At 71.0% G+C, this 18,038-nt stretch carries 12 protein-coding genes; 9 read left to right on the top strand and 3 right to left on the bottom strand.

Annotated features, from left to right (window positions below):
* The first annotated feature begins 371 nt into the window (after window positions 1-371).
* Window positions 372-947 (top strand): hypothetical protein, encoded by a 576-nt coding sequence (locus ACN20J_RS45915; RefSeq protein WP_189843053.1) that lies wholly within the window; start codon window positions 372-374, stop codon window positions 945-947.
* A 70-nt stretch (window positions 948-1,017) separates the two neighbouring features.
* Here ACN20J_RS45915 and ACN20J_RS45910 read toward each other — a convergent pair whose 3' ends face one another.
* Window positions 1,018-2,580: a long-chain-fatty-acid--CoA ligase gene (locus ACN20J_RS45910; RefSeq protein ID WP_419668358.1), complete on the bottom strand. Its 1,563-nt coding sequence runs from the start codon at window positions 2,578-2,580 to the stop codon at window positions 1,018-1,020.
* Window positions 2,581-2,757: 177 nt separating this feature from the next.
* Between ACN20J_RS45910 and hemA the strand changes: the two genes are divergently transcribed.
* Window positions 2,758-3,978, top strand: a complete 1,221-nt coding sequence (gene hemA / locus ACN20J_RS45905) for a 5-aminolevulinate synthase (RefSeq protein ID WP_419668357.1) — start codon at window positions 2,758-2,760, stop codon at window positions 3,976-3,978.
* A gap of 84 nt (window positions 3,979-4,062) precedes the next feature.
* Here hemA and ACN20J_RS45900 read toward each other — a convergent pair whose 3' ends face one another.
* Window positions 4,063-5,787: an ATP-binding cassette domain-containing protein gene (locus tag ACN20J_RS45900; RefSeq protein WP_419668356.1), complete on the bottom strand. Its 1,725-nt coding sequence runs from the start codon at window positions 5,785-5,787 to the stop codon at window positions 4,063-4,065.
* Window positions 5,788-5,799: 12 nt separating this feature from the next.
* Complete coding sequence (locus ACN20J_RS45895) at window positions 5,800-7,527, bottom strand: ABC transporter ATP-binding protein (protein ID WP_419668355.1); 1,728 nt, start codon at window positions 7,525-7,527, stop codon at window positions 5,800-5,802.
* Window positions 7,528-7,935: 408 nt separating this feature from the next.
* On the opposite strand from ACN20J_RS45895, the gene ACN20J_RS45890 reads away from it, so the two are divergent.
* From ACN20J_RS45890 to ACN20J_RS45860, 7 genes are read left to right on the top strand one after another with little or no spacing between them, the layout of a single operon-like run.
* Window positions 7,936-8,958 (top strand): NAD-dependent epimerase/dehydratase family protein, encoded by a 1,023-nt coding sequence (locus ACN20J_RS45890; protein WP_189843057.1) that lies wholly within the window; start codon window positions 7,936-7,938, stop codon window positions 8,956-8,958.
* A gap of 5 nt (window positions 8,959-8,963) precedes the next feature.
* Window positions 8,964-10,916, top strand: coding sequence for an asparagine synthase (glutamine-hydrolyzing) (gene asnB, locus ACN20J_RS45885; RefSeq protein WP_190229952.1), 1,953 nt, complete (start codon window positions 8,964-8,966; stop codon window positions 10,914-10,916).
* Window positions 10,906-12,117 (top strand): Moenomycin biosynthesis protein MoeGT1, encoded by a 1,212-nt coding sequence (locus ACN20J_RS45880; RefSeq protein WP_190229953.1) that lies wholly within the window; start codon window positions 10,906-10,908, stop codon window positions 12,115-12,117. The genes asnB and ACN20J_RS45880 overlap by 11 nt, the downstream gene beginning before the upstream one ends.
* Window positions 12,114-13,622, top strand: a complete 1,509-nt coding sequence (locus ACN20J_RS45875) for an asparagine synthase-related protein (RefSeq protein WP_361913231.1) — start codon at window positions 12,114-12,116, stop codon at window positions 13,620-13,622. The genes ACN20J_RS45880 and ACN20J_RS45875 overlap by 4 nt, the downstream gene beginning before the upstream one ends.
* Window positions 13,623-13,669: 47 nt before the next feature.
* Entirely contained in the window at window positions 13,670-15,187 is a 1,518-nt protein-coding gene (locus ACN20J_RS45870; protein WP_189843061.1) for a B12-binding domain-containing radical SAM protein, read from the top strand.
* Window positions 15,177-16,442 (top strand): hypothetical protein, encoded by a 1,266-nt coding sequence (locus ACN20J_RS45865; RefSeq protein WP_246575313.1) that lies wholly within the window; start codon window positions 15,177-15,179, stop codon window positions 16,440-16,442. The genes ACN20J_RS45870 and ACN20J_RS45865 overlap by 11 nt, the downstream gene beginning before the upstream one ends.
* A complete protein-coding gene (locus ACN20J_RS45860) occupies window positions 16,442-18,034 on the top strand; it encodes a carbamoyltransferase C-terminal domain-containing protein (RefSeq protein ID WP_419668354.1) in 1,593 nt (530 codons plus the stop codon). The genes ACN20J_RS45865 and ACN20J_RS45860 overlap by 1 nt, the downstream gene beginning before the upstream one ends.
* The last annotated feature ends 4 nt before the right edge of the window (window positions 18,035-18,038 follow it).

Here is an 18,038-nt window from a genome sequence, read left to right as displayed (position 1 = left end):
GCCCTTGAGTGCCCCAACTCACAAGGCGCCCGGCCTCCCTCACGGAACAAGCGGGGACGGTCGGCCGTTCATCTGTATGTGGCTGCGGAGGGGACAGTGTCCCCGGGCCTCACCTCAAGCCCATGGGGAAGATCGTTCGGCTGAAGCCCCATGGAGCACCCCGCCGAGAGGCGACCGCCCTCCGCACGCCACGGCCTACGGCCCCGGCTGGTCTCCCCCGTCCAGTCGGGGCTTTCCCCTGTCTGCGGTGTGGCCGCCACACGGCGGTGACACAGCCGCCCCGACGGCCCTGTCCACGGCCGCTGGCGGCGGAGCGGCTGCCGTGACAGGGTCGGCGTGCTCGTGAACAGGTCGTTGGTAAGGGGAAGTTCGTGGACACGCAGATCTGGGACACGCTGGTCGAGTCGATGAAGAACGCGTACACCGCGGGTCTCGGCGAAGGGGCGGTGCCCCGCCCGGTCATCATGCCGTTGGTGCGGGGCGAGCTCGTCGGTCTGATCCGGGTGCGCCCCACCAGCGCCGGCCGGGACGCGCAGACCGGTATCGCCCAGCTTTCCAACATCGCCGCGGCGGCCGGCGCCGACGAAGTCGTCCTCGTCTGGGAGACCCACGACGTCGCCACCGCCTGTCAGCTGCCGGTCACGGGCCCGGCACCCTGTCTGAACATGGTGCACGCCACGAAGGACGGCGGCCACGTGCTCCATCAGCTCCCCTACGCCGAACAGTCTTCGTCCCAGTCCCCCGAGGGCGAGTCGTCGCCCGCGCCCCGCTGGCTTCCCGCGCCCGAGCCGCAGCCGGGCGCCGAGCTGGTCCCGCCGATCCGGGCGGCCGTCGACTTCTCCTTCACCCCGCTGGAGATGAACCACCCCTCCCCCTTCGGCGTGACCGTCGTCCTGATGGAAGAGGACGGCTACGACATCCGCCTCACGGACACGTTCGCGCCCTGACGACTCGATGGCGTACGTTCCGGGACCGTCCGCCTCGACGAGCCCGGCGGCAAGTCACCGTCTCCCGTAGCTAGATGTCGCCCGTTCCCGCTCCGAGCAGAGCAACGAGTTCCCGTCTGAGCACCTTCCCGCTCGGGCCCAGGGGGAGAGTGGCGGCGAACTCCACGCGGCGCGGGTACTTGTAGGAGGCTATGCGCCGACGGGTCCAGGCGATGATGTCCTCCGCGAGAGACTCGACCGTGGGGGCGCCGGGGCGAGGGACGATCACCGCGCAGATCTCCTGGCCGTAGCGCGCGTCCGGGAGGCCGATCACCGCGGCCTGGGCCACGGACGGGTGGCGGGACAGGATCTCCTCGACCTCGCGCGGGTACACGTTGTACCCACCGCGCACGATCATGTCCTTCTTGCGGTCGACGATCGTCAGATAGCCCTCGGGGTCCTTGACTCCGAGGTCACCCGAGCGGAACCAGCCGTCCACGAGCGCGGCCTCGGTGGCCGCGGGGTCGTCGAGGTAACCGCTCATGACGTTGTGTCCGCGGACCACGATCTCGCCGACCTCGCCCGGCGGGAGCAGCACGATCCTGTCCTCGGTACCAGCCCTGGCTATCTCGGCCTCCACTCCCCGGATCGGCTTGCCCACGGTGCCCGGCCGACGGGGCCAGGCACTCTGGTTGTAGGCGACGCACGGGGAGGTCTCGGTCAGGCCATAGCCCTCGTAGACGGGGCAGCCGAAGGTCGTCTCGAAGTCCTGGAGCACCCGGACCGGCAGCGCCGAGCCCCCGGAGTACGCCCGGGCGAGCGGCGGACGGCGGGTGTCCCGGGCGGCGGCCTCCAGCAGCGTGATGTACATCGTCGGCACGCCCATGAGGACCGTGCAGCGCTCGCGCACCATCAGGTCAAGGGCCCCGTCCGGTGTGAAGCGGGGCATCAGGACAAGGGTCGCGCCGGCGCGGAAGCACGTCCCCATGCCGCAGACCTGGCCGAAGGTGTGGAACAGGGGCAGGCAGCCCAACAGGACGTCGTCGGGGCGCATGTCGAAGGGCGAGAGCATCGTCGTGTCGATGTTCAGGACCAGATTCAGGTGGCTGAGCATGACACCCTTGGGGCGGCCAGTGGTACCCGAGGTGTAGAGGATCAGCGCGATGTCGTCCGGCGCGCAGGGCACGGGGGTCTCGACCGGCACGGCCCGAGCCGCGAGCCTGTCCAGCGCCGTCCCGGTGCCGTCGTCGTCCGTCTCCACCGTCAGGAGCGGCACCTCCGCGCGCTTCGCCGCCCGCTCCCCCTCCCCGAGGAGCGACCCTGCGCACAGCAGGGCCCGGCCCTCCGAGTGCCGGAGGATGTACTCGATCTCCTCCGTCTTCAGCAGCGCGTTCACCGGTACGACGGTCGCGCCGGCAGCGAGAACGCCGAAGTACGCCGCCGGGAAGGCCGGCGTGTTGGACAGCAGCAGCGCGACCCGGTCGCCGGGGCCGATGCCCCGTTCGCGCAGCACCGCCGCGTATCGGCGTGCGGTCAGCCAGAGGTCGCCGTACGAGATGCGCCGGCGGCCGGCCACCAGCGCCGTGTGGTCTGGGCAGCGTGTCGCTGAGTCCGCAAGCACATCCGCCGCGGAGAGCGTGGCACCGCCCCTCACCGGCGCGGTCCGCGCATTCCGGAACGGCTGGAAGAATCCTTGTGAATCCGTGGGAGGGAGATTTCACATTCGGTCATTGATACTCCGCTTTCACGCGAAGGCGCACTTTGCAGGGACCGCACGGCATCCTACGATGAGGCGCGCCGGAGGGAAAGCGACAGAGAGCGAGTATGAGACATGTCCGAGTACATGGATTTCTTCGCACGCCTTGGGCAGGAGACATCCGAGCGGAAAAGGGAGTTTCTGGAGCTCGGCCGTATCGCGGGGCGCTTCCCGGCGGCCGGTACGGCACACCATGGCGAGATCTCGATCTGGTGCAGCAACGACTACTTAGGTATGGGACAGCACCCGGACGTTCTGGCGGCGATGAAGTTCGCCGTCGACGAATGCGGGGCCGGCTCCGGCGGTTCGCGCAACATAGGCGGGACGAACCACTATCACGTCGCATTGGAGGCAGAACTCGCCGCGCTGCACGGAAAGCAGGACGCGGTGTTGTTCACCTCCGGGTATTCAGCCAACGAGGGCGCGCTCTCCGTGCTCGCCGGCCGCATCGACGACTGTGCCGTGTTCTCCGACCAGTTGAACCACGCGTCGATCATCGACGGTTTGCGGCACAGCGGAGCCGAGAAGTTCATCTACCGGCACAACGACTGCGCGCATCTCGAGAAACTTCTGTCCGGTGTGGATCCGCAGCGGCCAAAACTCATCGTTACGGAGTCCGTGCACTCGATGCGCGGCGATATCGCGCCACTCGCGGAGATCGCCGACATCGCCAAGCGGTATGGGGCGGTGACGTTCGTGGACGAGGTGCACGCCGTCGGCATGTACGGCCCCGAGGGTGCCGGCATCGCCGCGCAGGAGGGCCTCGCCCCCGCGTTCACCGTGGTCATGGGGACGCTGGCCAAGGGCTTCGGGATGACCGGCGGCTATGTCGCCGGGCCCGCCGTCCTGATGGACGCGGTCCGGGCCTTCGCCCGGTCGTTCATCTTCACCACGGCGCTGCCGCCCGCGGTGGCGGCCGGCGCGCTCGCCGCCGTACGGCATCTGCGCGGCTCCGAGCGGGAACGCGAGCGGCTCACGGCCAACGCGACTCTGATGCATGGCCTGTTGCGGGACAGGGGCATCCCCTTCCTGTCCGATCAGACGCACATCGTGTCGGTCCTGGTCGGCGAGGACCGTCTCTGCAAGACGATGTCCGCGCTGCTGCTGGAGCGGCACGGCGCCTATGTGCAGGCCATCAACGCGCCGAGCGTGCCGATGGGCGAGGAGATCCTCCGGGTCGCACCCTCCGCCGTTCACGAGGCGGCCGACGTCCGCCGGTTCGTCGACGCGCTGGACGGGATCTGGACCGAACTCGGCGCGTCGCGCGGAGACGCCGCGGTGACGGCGGCGCCCTAGGCGTGCCGCAAGCCGCGATGCCCGCGTGATCCGCGGGACCGGGCGAGGTGTGTTGTCCGGGGACGTTGGTGACGGTCGGCACGCCTAGTCCGACTGCGACGAGATGCGCCGCATCTCCGCGGACTCGGCCAGCACCTCCTCCCAGGTCCCCGCCGCGTCCACGCGCCCGTCCTTCAGGACCACCACGCGGGCCGCGGCGCGCAGCAGCGCGGGCCGGTGCGACACAGCGAGGACGGTGACCGAGCCGTCCAGCAGCCGGCTCCACAGGAGTTGCTCGGTCGCGGGGTCCAGGGCGCTGGAGACGTCGTCCAGGACCAGGAGTTCAGGGCGTCGGGCCAGCATCCGCGCGATCGCCGTCCGCTGGAGCTGGCCGCCGGACAGCCTGAGGCCCCGCGGGCCCACGACGGTGTCGGCACCGTTCTGCATGGCCGCCACGTCGGGGGCCAGGACCGCGGTGTGCGCGATGTCCTCGAAGATCCTCCCGTCGTCGTCGCCGAGGCCCAGCAGGACGTTGTCCCGCAGCGATCCGCTGAACAGGCGCGGGTCCTGGGAGGTGTAGCCGCAGCGCGGAGGCACCAGGAATGCCGCGGGGTCGAGGATCGGTTCCCCGTTCCACAGGACGGCGCCCCGCTCGTGCGGCAACAGGCCCAGGACGGCCCGTATCAGCGTCGATTTGCCCGAGCCGACACCGCCGGTGACCACGGTGACGGAATGGCGTACGACGGTCAGGTCGACGTCCTCGACACCGCGCTCCGAGCCGGGATGCCGAGCGGTCAGCCCGCGGACCGTCAACTCCCGGAGCGCGGGCACCCGTTCGGGCAAGGGCGCCGGTTCCTCGGCCGGCGTCCGGGACCGTCCTCCGAGGAAGTCCGCGATCCGGCCCAGCGCCACGGAGACCCGCTGCAGTCGCACCGAGAGGATCCCGATCGAGGCCAGCGCCTCGGCGAGGATCTGCAGATAGAAGGTGAACAGGGCCAGGTCCCCGACACTGAACGTCCCGCTGTGTGCCCGGCCCGCCGTCAGCAGCAGTACGACGCCGATACCGAGTGGGGCCGCGTTGCCGATCACGGTCCGCTGCACGCCTGCGAACAGTTCCTCGCGCACCGCCGCCTTCGCCCGCGCGTCGTTCAGCCGGTCGATGTGCGCCGCCACCTGGTCCTCGGCGGCCGCCGCCTGCACCGCCTTCACGGCCCCCACCGCCTCTCGCAGGGCGCCCGCGACCTCGGCCGAGGCGCTGCGGGTGGCGCGCCGGTAGCGGAGGAAGCGGCCGTGGATCGCCGCCGTGACCACGGCGACCAGGACCAGCAGCGCCAGCAGCGCACTCGTGACGATCGCGTCGATCCGCATCATGACGGTGACGGAGGCGGCGACGAACAGCCAGTGCGCCAGGTTGGTGGGCGCCCAGGCCACGAAGAAGCCCGTCTCGTCGACGTCCTCACCCACCACCCGCAGCCCCTCCCCGGGGGTGGTCCGGCCCGCGACTCCCTGGCCGCGCAGGGCGGAACTCAGCAGTTCCCGCCGCATCCGCATCGTCGTTCCGTACTGGACCCGCGGCTCCAGCCGGTTGATCATCACGCCGAACTGCAGGCACAGCCGCGCCCCTTCGATCGCGGCCACCCAGGCGATGAGCAGCCAGACCCCGGCGCCGGCGCCGATCTCGTCGAACAGCCGCTGGAACAGCAGCCCCACCGCCAGGGTCCCGGCCCTCAGCAGGACCCACAGCCCGGTCAGCGTCCAGTACGCGCCCGCCGAACCGCGCAGCACTGCCCCGAGCCGCCGGAACGTGCCCCGTGCGTCGATGTCGGCCACCCTCCCGCCCCGTCAGCCGGCGCGCAGCAGTTCGTGGAAACGCGAGGTCGGGTCGGCAGCGAGCACGGTCTGTTCCCCGTGCTCGACCACCGTCCCCGCGTCGAGGACGAGGATGCGGTCCACGTGACGCAACGCGTGCGGCCGGTGCTGGACGACGACGGCGGTCCGCCCCTCCAGCAGCCGCTCCATCGCGGGCATGAGCAGCCGTTCGGTCTGCGGGTCCAGCCGCGCCGTCGGCTCGTCCATCAGGACCACGGCCGGATCCCGCAGAAACACCCGGGCCAGCGCGAGAAGTTGCTCCTCCCCCGCGGACATCCCGCGGGCTCCTGTGCCCAGCACGGTGTCCAGACCGTCGGGCAGTTCGCGCCACCAGTCCGTGAGCCCGGCCTCGTCCAGCGCGTCGCGCACCCGGCGATCGTCGACGGAGTGGTCGAAGAAGGTGAGGTTGTCGCGGAGCGTGGCGTGGAAGACCTGCACCTCCTGGGTGACCAGGGCGACCCGGCTGCGCAGCGCCCGGGTGTCGAGTCCGGCCACGTCCTGGCCGCCGACGCTGACGCCGCCGCTCACCGGGTGGTGCAGTCCGAACAGCAGCCGTACGACGGTCGACTTGCCGCTTCCGGTACGGCCGACGATTCCGAGCCGTTCCCCGGGGCGGAGTCGGAACGAGACGTCACGCAGCACGGGTTCACCGGGGTCGTACCAGAAGGACACGCGGTCGAGCCGGGCGTCCAAGGGCCCTGCGGGCAGGTGGCGGGTGCCGGTGCGCCCGGCGTCGTCGTCCTGGCGCAGCAGTTCCTGCAGGCGCTGCACGCTGACCGCGGCGCCTTCCAGATCGTGGAAGCGGGTGGTGACGGCCAGCAGCGGGCGGCGCAGCAGCATGGCGTACGACAGGGAGGCGAAGGCCGTGCCGGTGGAGAGCTGTCCGCGGCCGTGCAGCCATACGCTGACGCCCAGGGCGAGGACCACGCTGACGGTGGACAGACCCTGGACCGTGGCGGGCCAGCGCACGGAAACCCGTGCCGCGAGGCGTGCCCGCCGGTACAGGTCGGCCTGCCGGGTCTCCAGGGCTCGCAGGGTGTGGGCGGAGGCTCCGTTGGTTCTCAGGTCCTCGGCGCCGGCGAGACGTTCCTCCAGGAAGCCCAGGAGTTCCGCGGACGCGGTCTGCCGGGCGGAGACGAAGGGCATGGCCTTCCCCACGAGTCGGCGCAGCAGCAGAAGGGTTCCCACGGCGAACGGCGCGAAGACCAGGGCCAGTCGCCAGTCGAGCTGGAAGAGCGCGCCGAGGATTCCGACGACCAGCAGCATCTGGGCGAGGACTTCCAGGAGCAGCGCGGACATCACCGCGGCGAGTCTGGTGACGTCGCCGTCGACGCGGTCGACGAGTTCGCCCGGCGGGTACCGCTGGTAGAAGCGGGAGGGCCGGCGCAGACAGTGGGCCACCAGGTCGGCGCGCAGCCGGTTGGTGGTGCGCCAGGCGAGCCGCGCGGCCACGGCGTCGCAGCCGATCGTCACCACGAGCAGCCCGAGCGCCGCCGCCAGGTACCAGGCGGCGACCGCGAGCAGCAGGTCCGAGGGGCTCCGGGACAGCGTGTGGTCGATGAACCGGCGCAGCATCTGGGGTGCCACCAGTTGGAGCCCGATGCCCAGCGGAACGAGCACCGCGAGGAGGAGGACGGACGGCCGTTCCCCGCGCAGATAGCGGAACAGCACGGAGAGCTGCCGTAACGGACTGCCTGCCAACGCGTTCCTCCCCGAGCGCCGGGCGGCGGAAGGCCTCAGCATAAAGTCCGCTCCGGGCGTTGGGAATGACGCGTACGCCGGTGAACTCGCCATAGGGAGGTCCTGCGGCGAGGCCGGGAATGGGCCGCCCGCATGCGGAATGTGATCCGCCGCTTAATGTCGGGTTAACGCCGTCCAGGACGCCGTTGCCGCCGATTCATCGCGCTGTTAGACTCCACGGGTCTTCTGGGCAATTCGCCTTGCACGCCGTTGTGCGTACTACCATTCTCGGCCATGTTTCGCCGGCACCCGCGTACGTCCAGGTCGGCCGATTTCGCGCACCCGCATTGGGTCGACGCCCGGAGACAGCACCAGCACGGAGCACCGCCTTGAACGACCGGATACCAACGGAACCAAGGGGGATACTCAATGTCGGCTGACGCGCTCAGCGGGGTAAGAACCGCGGGAAAAGCAGTGGTCACCGGTGCCGCGGGTTTCATCGGATCCCATCTCGTCGAGGCATTGCGGCGCAGCGGCACAAACGTGGTGGCCATCGACAGGAAATCGAGCTGGGCCACCGGTGAAATCCCGCCGACCGCCGAGCTGGGATCCCTCCACACGATCCGCGCCGACCTTGTATCAGCGGATCTGTCGGCCTGTCTGGATAATGCCGCCACGGTCTTCCACTTAGCCGCATTGCCGGGTGTGCGCCCGTCCTGGACGCAATTCCCGGACTATCTCCACTGCAACGTATTGGCCACCCAACGCCTTATGGACGCCTGTGTCCGGGCCGGAGTGCCCCGCGTGGTCATGGCCTCGTCCTCGAGCGTGTACGGCGGCGCGGAGGGCACGATGAGCGAGGACGACCTCCCTCGCCCGCTGTCCCCCTACGGGGTCACCAAACTCGCCGCGGAACGACTCGCCCTCGCCTTCGCCGCCCGCCGCGACGCCGCTCTGTCGGTGAGCGCCCTGCGGTTCTTCACCGTCTACGGCCCCGGTCAGCGCCCGGACATGTTCATCGGCCGGGTCATCCGCGCCACCCTGGAGAACAAGCCGATCGAGGTCTACGGCGACGGCACCCAGATCCGCGACTTCGTCCACGTGTCGGACATCGTGCACGCGCTGACGCTCGCCGCGACGACACCCGACAAGGGCAGCAGCGTCCTCAACATCGGCACGGGACGTTTCGCGTCGATGAACGAAGTCCTGGCCCTGACCGGCGAGTTGACCGGCAGGACGCCCGACGCGCGGTACGGTCCGGCGCGCATCGGCGACGTACGGGCCACGACGGCCGATGTCGGGCGGGCGCGGAAGCGTCTGGGATTCACCGCGCGGACGGATCTGCGCGCCGGGCTGGCCACACAGATCGAGTGGGCCAGGCAGTCGCTCGCCCGGACCCCACCGCACGAAACCGCCTCACCGGCCCAGATGGCGCCCACCCACCGGTCATAGCCGGCATGTGCGGCTTCGTGGGATTCAGCGACATCAGCGGTGGCCAGGAGGCCGCCCGCGCCACGGCCGAACGGATGCTGGCCGCAGTGGCGCACCGCGGCCCCGACGGCAGCAACTGGTGCCACCACCGGGGCATGACCTTTGCGCACTGTGCCCTGACCTTCGTCGATCCGGACCGGGGCCGGCAGCCGTTCGTCTCCGCGAGCGGTGCCACCGCGCTCGTCCTCAACGGGGAGATCTACAACCACGAGGAGCTTCGCCGCGAACTGCGGGCCGCGGGAGTCCGGTTGCGCACGGCCGGTGACACGGAAGTGCTCGTGGAGCTGTACGAGCTGCACGGCATGAAGGTGCTGGAGCGGGTGCGCGGCATGTACGCCTTCGTGCTGCACGACGCGCGCACCGCGACGACGGTGCTGGCCCGCGACCCGATGGGCAAGAAGCCGCTCTACTACACACGTGTCCCCGGCGGGATCGCCTTCGCCTCCGAACTCACCGCGCTGCTGCGCCATCCCGACGCACCACGCACCCCGGACGTCCGGGCCCTCGCCGGCTATCTGACGCTCCAGGCGTTCTGTGCGCCCGGGTCGGCCGTGACCGACGTGCACAAGGTCCGCCCCGGCAGCTACCTGGAGCACTCGGGTGGCCGGCTGCGCGAAGTGGAGTTCTGGCGGCCCCGGTTGGCGACGGACACGCGGACACCGGGCGTGCGGGAGGCCGCCGCACGCTTCGAGGAGCTGTTCCGGGCCGCGGTCGCCCGCCGGGTCACGAGCACGGACCGCCGGCTCGGTGTGCTGCTGAGCGGGGGCCTGGACTCCAGCGCGGTGGCCGCCGTCGCCCAGCAGCTCTCCCCGCAACGGCCCGTGTTGACCTTCAGCGCGGGGTTCGAACAGCACGACTTCGACGAGAGCGCCCACGCCCGCTCGGTGGCCCGGCATCTAGGCACCGAGCACCACGTCGTCCGTATCGGCGGACGCCAACTCGCCGACGTGGTGGAGTCGGAGTACGCCCGGGCCGACGAACCCCTGGCCGATCCCTCCCTGCTGCCCACCCGCATCGTCTGCCGGACGGCACGGCAGCACGTCCGCGGCGTGCTCACCGGGGACGGCGCCGACGAACTGCTCCTCGGCTACCGGTACTTCCAGGCCGAGCGGGCGATCGAGATGCTGCTGCGGCTGATGCCGGCCCCCCGGCTGGAGGCCCTGGTGCGAACCCTCGTACGCAGGCTGCCCGCGCGGTCCGGGAATCTGCCTGTCGCCGCGGCCCTCGGGCTGCTGGCGCGCGGGCTGCGCGCGGCACCCGAGCACCGCTTCTACCTGTCCACTGCTCCCTTCGGCCCGGCCGAACTGCCCGGCCTGCTGCGCCCGGACGCCCATGCGGCCCTGGCCGGGCACGACCCCTTCGCCGAGGTCTCCAGGCTCCTGGACGGCCAGCCCGGCCTGACGGGCGTGCAGCGCAGCCAACTCGCCGTCGTCGCCCACTTCCTGCGCGATGTGATCCTCACCAAGACCGACCGCGGCGGCATGCGCAGCGCCCTCGAACTGCGCTCTCCCTTCCTCGACCTGGACCTCGTCGAGTACGGCAACGCGCTCCCCACCTCGCTGAAACTGCGCCGCTTCACCGGCAAGTACCTGTTGCGCCGGGTCGCCGCCGACTGGCTGCCGACCGACATCGTGCGGCGCACCAAGCTCGGGTTCCGCGCCCCGCTGGCCGCCTTGCTGCGCCACGAGTTGCGCCCGCTGCTGCTGGACACGCTCTCCTCGTCCGCGCTGGACCGCGGCGGGCTGTTCGACGCCCGTGCCGTACGGCTGCTGACCGACGACCACCTCAGCGGCCGCCGCGACACCTCACGCAAGCTGTGGGCGCTCCTGACGTACCAGCTCTGGTACCAGGCGCTCCCCACGCACACCCCGTCCCCTGCATGCCTCGATCTCACCGAGGAGCCCCACCGTGCGCCCTGACCGTCCGCACATACAGGTGCTGTCCCCCCGGACCTGGGGGGAGTTCGGCAACTACCTCGCCGCCACCCGGTTCTCCCGGGTGCTGCGCGGCGCCGTCGACGCGGAAGTGACACTGCTGGAAGCGGAACCGATCCTGAACTGGCTGGGCGAGGCCGGTGCCGCGATCCGCACGATCTCCCTGGAGAGCCCGGACGCGACCGTCCGCACCCAGCGCTACATGGCCCTGATGGCCTCTCTCCAGGAACGTTTCCCCTCCGGGTTCGAGACCGACCCCACCTCGGAGCAGATCACCGAACTGGCGCCACTCACCGAGCACTTGCGCTCCACCGCCCCGGACATCGTGGTCGGCACGAAGGGCTTCGTGGCACGGCTGTGCGTGGCGGCGGTACGGCTGGCGGGACTGCGCACCCGGGTGGTCAGCCATGTCACCAACCCGGGACTCCTCCAGCTGCCACTGCACCGCAGCCCGCATCCCGACCTGACGCTGGTGGGTTTCGCCTGGGCGAAGGACCACCTCCTCGCACAGACCGGCGGCGATCCGGACCGGGTGCAGGTGGTGGGACCGCTGGTCGCCCAGCACGATCTACGAGACTTCATGACCAGCGAGTCGGCCGCTCCGTCGGCCGGCCCCTGGGGCGGGGACGCCGACTCCGGCCGCCCCCGGCTGATCGTCTTCTGCAACCGCGGCGGAGACGTCTACCTGGAGTTGGTGCACCACATCGCCGCACACCTTCCGGACACCGACCTGGTGTTCGTCGGCTACGACGACCCCGACCTCGCGCGCCGCGCCGCCGCCGGCGCCGAACGGCTCAAGCACTGGCGCTTCCACAGCCGACTCACCCAGGCCGAGTACTTCGACTACATCGACCGCGCGTCCAGATCGCCGTACGGACTGCTCGTCTCGAAGGCGGGCCCCAACACCACGCTCGAAGCGGCCTACTTCGGGATCCCGGTGCTCATGCTGGAGTCGGGGCTGCCGATGGAGCGGTGGGTGCCGGGGCTGATCCACGAACACCGGCTCGGCCGGGCCTGCGCGACGCCCGACGACCTGTTCCACACCGTCGACGACTGGCTGACTCACCCGTCGGCGATCGAGGACCACAAGAAGGCCGCGATCGGCTTCGCCGAGTCCGTGCTCGACCAGGAGGCGGTGGCCCGCCGGATCGGGGCCGCCATGCGGCCCCTGCTGGACGCCCGGTGAAGCCCCGCATCCGGCTCGTCGCCACGCCCGACGGGGTCCGGGCCGAGGGCGACAAGGAGGCACGGCTCGGGCACGTCCTCGGCGGGGACCCGCTGGCCGAGGGTGCGCCGCCCGAGGGCGTCTTCGCCGCCTGGAAGTGGGACGGCGAACGCCTCCTCGCCCGCAACGACCGGTACGGCATGCACCCGCTCCACTACCGCGCCGACGCCGACTCCCTGACCCTGTCCCCCGATCCGCTCGCCCTGCTCCTGCCCGGCGAGAGCGCCGAACTCGACGACGACGCGCTGGCCGTCTTCATCCGGCTGGGCTTCTTCCTCGCCGAGGACACCGCCTTCACCGCGATCCGTGCGCTGCCCCCCGCCGCCACACTGACCTGGACCCGCGACGGGCCCCTGATCCGTTCGCCCGCACTCCCCGTGCCGGGTCCCGCGGCCCTCACACAGGCCGACGCCGTGGACGGCTTCGTCGAGTTGTTCCGCGCCGCCGTTGCCCGTCGGCTGCCCGCGGAACCGTACGTCCTGCCGCTCAGCGGTGGCCGGGACTCCCGGCACATCCTGCTGGAGCTCTGCCGCCAGGGCGCCACGCCGCGGCTGTGCGTCAGCGGCGCGAAGTTCCCGCCCGACCCGGGTGCCGACGCCCGCGTCGCCGCCCACCTCGCCGAACGCCTCGGCCTGCCCCACCGCACCGTCGCCCGGCCGCGCTCGCAGTTCCGCGCCGAACACACCGCCAACCCGGCACAGGGCATGGGCACCCTGGACGGCGCCTGGACGCTGTCCCTGCTGGCCTTCCTGCGCCGCCACAGCGGCCTCTGGTACGACGGGATCGGCGGTGGCGAGCTCGCGCAGAACCCCAGCATCACGCTGATCAGGAAGAACCCGTACGACGTGACGGACCTGCCGGGGCTCGCGGACCGGCTGCTGGCCGCCGGCCGCACCGGAGCGCACGTCGAGCACCTCCTGGGACCCCGGACCCGCGTGCTGTGGAGCCGGGAACGGGCCCGCGACCGGCTCGTGCGCGAACTGGCCCGGCACGCCGACGCCGCCTTCCCGCTCGGCTCGTTCTTCTTCTGGAACCGGACCCGGCGGTCCATCGCCCTCGCCCCTTTCACGCTGGGCGACGACCACGCGGTGATCCACACCCCCTACCTCGACCACGCACTCGTCGACCACCTCGCCTCGGTGCCGCACCGCTTCCAGATCGACGGCACCTTCCACGACCAGGCGCTGCACAGGGCGTTCCCGGAACACGCCGGACTGGGCTTCGCCTCGGCCGTTCCGCAACGGCACGGGCTCGTCCTGGTCGGGCACCGGCTGGCGTACCTCACCCGGCTGCTCGGCCACACCCTGCACAGCGAACGGGACTGGTGGCACAGCCGCGACCGGATCCTGCAACGGCTCCTGGCCGCGGGCCGCGGCCCGAGGGCACCGCAGCGGGTCAGCCGACTCCAGCCGCTGGCCCTCTACCTGCTCCAGCTGGAGTCCCTCGCGGCCGGAAGAACCGCCTGAGTCCGGACGACAACAGCGCCCGAACGACCCCAGAAGGAGGGGACATCATGCGGAAGACACTGCCCGTCATCAGTACCGGTGCGGCGTCGGGGACCGCGTCGGGCGGCTGCTCGACGGCCGTCACCAATGCACCGGCCCGCCCCGGCCTGCCGCGCTGGCGCAAGCGGAACCTGCGGATCGCGCTGGTCCGCCACCACGACCTGTGCCTCAACACCCGTCAGATCACCCAGATCCAGAAGCGGGCCGGCGTCCTGCCGCACCTCGGACTGGGCTACATCCACACCGCTCTGAAGTCGGCCGGCTTCCACAACGTCATCCAGGTCGACACCCCCGCCCTCGGCCTGGACAGCGAGGGTCTGCGCAAGCTGCTCGCCGACTTCGAACCGGACCTGGTCGGCGTCAGCACCACCACACCCGGCCTGCCCGGCGCCGTCGAGGCCTGCCAGGCGGCCAAGAGCACCGGCGCCAAGGTCATCCTCGGCGGCCCGCACAGCGAGGTCTACGCGCGCGAGAACCTCTTCCACGACTGCATCGACTACGTCGGCGTCGGCGAAGGCATCACGATCATGCCGGAGCTGGCCGAGGCGATGGAGCAGGGCGACAAACCGGAGGGCATCCGCGGCCTGGTCACCCGCGAACACGACGGCGGCGCCGCCCCGATGGTGAACCTGGAGGAGGTCGGCTGGCCCTCCCGCGATGGCCTGCCCATGAACAGCTACTACTCGATCATGGCTCCCCGGCCGTTCGCGACGATGATCTCCAGCCGCGGCTGCCCCTTCAAGTGCAGCTTCTGCTTCAAACAGGCCGTCGACAAGAAGTCGATGTACCGCTCCCCCGAGGACGTCGTCGGGGAAATGACGGAGCTCAAGAACCGGTGGGGGGTGAAGGAGATCATGTTCTACGACGACGTGTTCACCCTGCACCGCGGCCGGGTCCGGGAGATCTGCGCGCTGATCGGCGAACAGGGCCTGAAGGTGCGCTGGGAGGCGCCGACCCGCGTGGACCTGGTGCCGGAACCGCTGCTGAAGGCGATGGCCGGGGCGGGCTGTGTGCGGCTGCGGTTCGGCATCGAGCACGGCGACTCGGAGATCCTCAAGCGGATGCGCAAGGAGAGCGACATCGAGAAGATCGAACGGGCCGTCACCTCCGCCCACGAGGCGGGCATCAAGGGCTTCGGCTACTTCATCGTCGGCTGGCTAGGCGAGACCCGGGAGCAGTTCCGCGCCACCGTCGACCTCGCCTGCCGCATCCCTCTGGACTACGCGAGCTTCTACACCGCGACCCCGCTCCCGGGCACCCCGCTGCACACCGAGTCCGTGGAGGCGGGGCAGATACCCGCCGACTACTGGGACCGGTTCGTGCAGGGTGAGTTCGACGCGCGGATCGGCTATCTGGTGCCCGACGCCCAGCGCCGTGCCCAGGCCGCCTACCGCGCGTTCTTCCTGCGCCGCTCCATGGCGAAGCCGCTGCTGTCCCACATGGCCTCGACCGGCCAGTGGCGCAACACGCTGGACGGTCTGCGCAGCCTGGCCCGGTCGACCTCCAACACCGACCGTGACTTCTGAGACCACCCGCCCGGCCGCGTCCGTGCGACCGGGCCCTCCCGTCCGTCTCAACGCGCCGCTGCCGGCCCACGGCCGGCAGCGGCGCGGCGAACCGTTCCTCACCCACCACATCCGCAGGACCATGGCCCGCGGCTTCCGCCCGCCGCCGTCCTGGTCGGTGCCGGTGCGGTACTTCCTGCCCGACGGTCCGTCGGGCGAAGCGACCCCGCTCCCCGGTGCCCGGTCCGCCGCCGACGCCCTGCGTACCGGCTCCCCCGCCCTCGCCCTGATCGCCCCGACCTACGTCTCCCGCGGCACCCTCGCCGAGCAGGCGGAACGCCTCGACGCCCTGCTCGACCGAGTCGCCGAGCTGACCGAGGACCATCCGGACACGCCCGCTGTGCTGTTCGTGGGCATGCAGTGGTCCTCGGACACGGAGGAGGGCGAGTCCGTACGGCGGCTGCGGGCGCTGCTGCTCCGGGCCCGCACCCGGCTGCCGCACGTGCCCGTGTGCGGCCTCTCCCTGCCCGGTCCCGGCAAGCCCCGCACCCTCAACGCCGCGATCGAGGTGGCCGAACTGCTCGGCTGCACGGGCGTCGGCTGGGTCGACGACGACGTGACCCTGGACCCGGGCTGTCTGTCGCGACTGGTGCGGGACTTCCTGGCGGCCGGCTGCCGGGGCGCGGTGGGCGCCACGAAGATCCCGCACACCAAGGAGTTCGCCACCTCGCGACTGCTGGCCCGTGCCAAGGCGATCGCAGCGCCCGCGACCAACTACCCGCACGGCTGCTGCATCCTGGTGGCCACCGACGTCCTGTCCGGCGGCATGCCCGGCCGCTACGTCTCCGACGACGGCTACGTCTGCTTCCGGCTCCTCGATCCCGACCTGCCGGATCCACTCGCACGGCTGCGCCTCGTACCGGACGCCCGCTGCCACTACTACGTCGCCGGTCCCGCGGGCGAGACCCGCCGCAGGATCCGCAGGCTCCTCCTCAACCACCTCGTCGACCTCGCCGACTGGCCGCTGCCCGTGGTCCGGCACTACTTCCGCCACATCCTGTTCGCCGGTCTGTGGCCACTGACCGGCTTCGACGGCACCGGAGGACGGCGGCGCGGCATCCAGAACTCTCTGATCAAGTGGCTCTACTTCACCTGGTTCGCGGGGGTGGGGACGGAGCTGTACCTGCGCGGGCTGACCGGTCGGCCGCTGCGTGCAGTCGAGTGGGCCCCGTATTCGGCCGTACACCCCCTCACACCCGCTGACCAGGAGCGTTGATGAAGGTACTTTCTCTCCATTCCGCCGGTCACGACACCGGCGTCGGCTACTTCGAGGACGGCCGGCTGCTCTTCGGCATCGAGACCGAACGGCTCACCCGCGTCAAGCACGACTACCGTTCCGACATCGCGCTGCAGCACGTGCTGTCCCAGGAGTGCGTGGACACCGACGGGATCGACCTGGTGGCGGTCAGCACCCCCGTCCGCAGTGCCCTGCTGCGGATCCCGGACCTGGACCAAGCGATGGAACGGATCAACGCCGGCGCGCCCCACCACCGGACCACCTGCGACCTGCTCGGCCGGCGTGTCGACTGCGTGGTCGTCACGCACGAGCTCTCGCACGCCGCGCTCGCCGCCCACTACGCGGGCCACGAGACCGGCACCCTCGTGCTGGTCAACGAGGGCCGCGGACAGCTCACCCGCAGTTCCCTGTTCCGGGTCGAGGAGGACCGCCTGGAGTGGATCGCGAAGGATCCGCTGCCCTGGTACGGCAACGGCTTCGGCTGGACCGCGATCGGCCACCTCCTGGGCTTCGGCAAGAGCCCCAGCGTCGCCGGCAAGGTGATGGCGCTCGGCGGCTACGGGCAGCCGGACGCCCGCATACGCGAGCAGTTGCAAGGGGTCGATCCCCGCGTGATGCACGACCTGGAACTGGCCGAGCGGGTACGCGCCGAACTCGCCGAACGCCCCGAGTTCCACCCCGAGTTCGAGACGGCGGCACACGTCGTCGCCACCTTCCAGGAACTGTTCACCGAAGCCGTGCACGACGTGCTCGACCAACACGTCACCCGCACCGCCACGGGGGTGGGGCCCATCGCCCTCGGCGGCGGCTGCGCACTGAACATCGTCGCCAACTCGTCGCTGCGCGAGGCCTTCGGCCGCGACATCGCCGTACCGCCGGCCTGCGGCGACGCGGGCCACCTGGCGGGCGCCGGCATCTACGCCCTCACCTACGTGCTGGGCCAGAGGCCCGAACCTCTCAGCGTGTACGGCAACGGCACCGGCGAGCCCCGCGCCGATGTCCTGGCCGCCCTGGACACCTCGGGACTGAAGGCCGTTCCGTACGACACCCAGGCGGTCACCCGGCTGCTCGCGGACGGCGGTGTGGTGGCCTTGACGGAGGGGGCGGCCGAACTCGGGCCGCGGGCGCTCGGACATCGCTCGCTGCTGGGCAGCCCGGCCGCCTCCGGAATGCGCAAGCGGATGAGCGAGAAGCTCAAGCAGCGGGAGTGGTACCGACCGCTGGGAGCGGTGATGCGCGACGAGCGTTTCGCCGAGCTCTACCCGGGCGGCCGGCCGTCCCCGTACATGCTCTTCGAGTACCAGCTGCCGGAAGGCACAGCGCCGGAGGCCCGGCACATCAACGGGACCTGCCGGATCCAGACCCTGGGTGCCGACCAGCCGCGGTTGCACGGGCTGCTCGCCTCCTTCGAGGCGCAGACCGGTGTCCCGGCCCTGATCAACACCTCGCTCAACGGCCCCGGCCGGGCCATCGCGCACACCGCCCGGCACGTGCTGGACGACTTCGCGCACAGCGACGTCGACCTGTTCGTCTTCGACGACGTGATGGCCTACCGGAGCGAGCCCCGGTAGGCCG

The organism is Streptomyces sp. 2-1, assembly GCF_048564895.1.
GTDB classification, from domain to species: Bacteria; Actinomycetota; Actinomycetes; order Streptomycetales; family Streptomycetaceae; genus Streptomyces; species Streptomyces phaeochromogenes.
The sequence above is the reverse complement of the archived record's forward strand: the minus strand, read 5'-3'. Positions and strand labels throughout refer to the sequence as shown.

Bases quoted from the DNA above. Each gene is read 5' to 3' on its own strand.
- ACN20J_RS45890 (WP_189843057.1), top strand. From the start codon at position 7,936: ATGTCGGCTGACGCGCTCAGCGGGGTAAGAACCGCGGGAAAAGCAGTG.
- ACN20J_RS45870 (WP_189843061.1), top strand. From the start codon at position 13,670: ATGCGGAAGACACTGCCCGTCATCAGTACCGGTGCGGCGTCGGGGACC.
- hemA (WP_419668357.1), top strand. From the start codon at position 2,758: ATGTCCGAGTACATGGATTTCTTCGCACGCCTTGGGCAGGAGACATCC.
- ACN20J_RS45860 (WP_419668354.1), top strand. From the start codon at position 16,442: ATGAAGGTACTTTCTCTCCATTCCGCCGGTCACGACACCGGCGTCGGC.
- asnB (WP_190229952.1), top strand. From the start codon at position 8,964: ATGTGCGGCTTCGTGGGATTCAGCGACATCAGCGGTGGCCAGGAGGCC.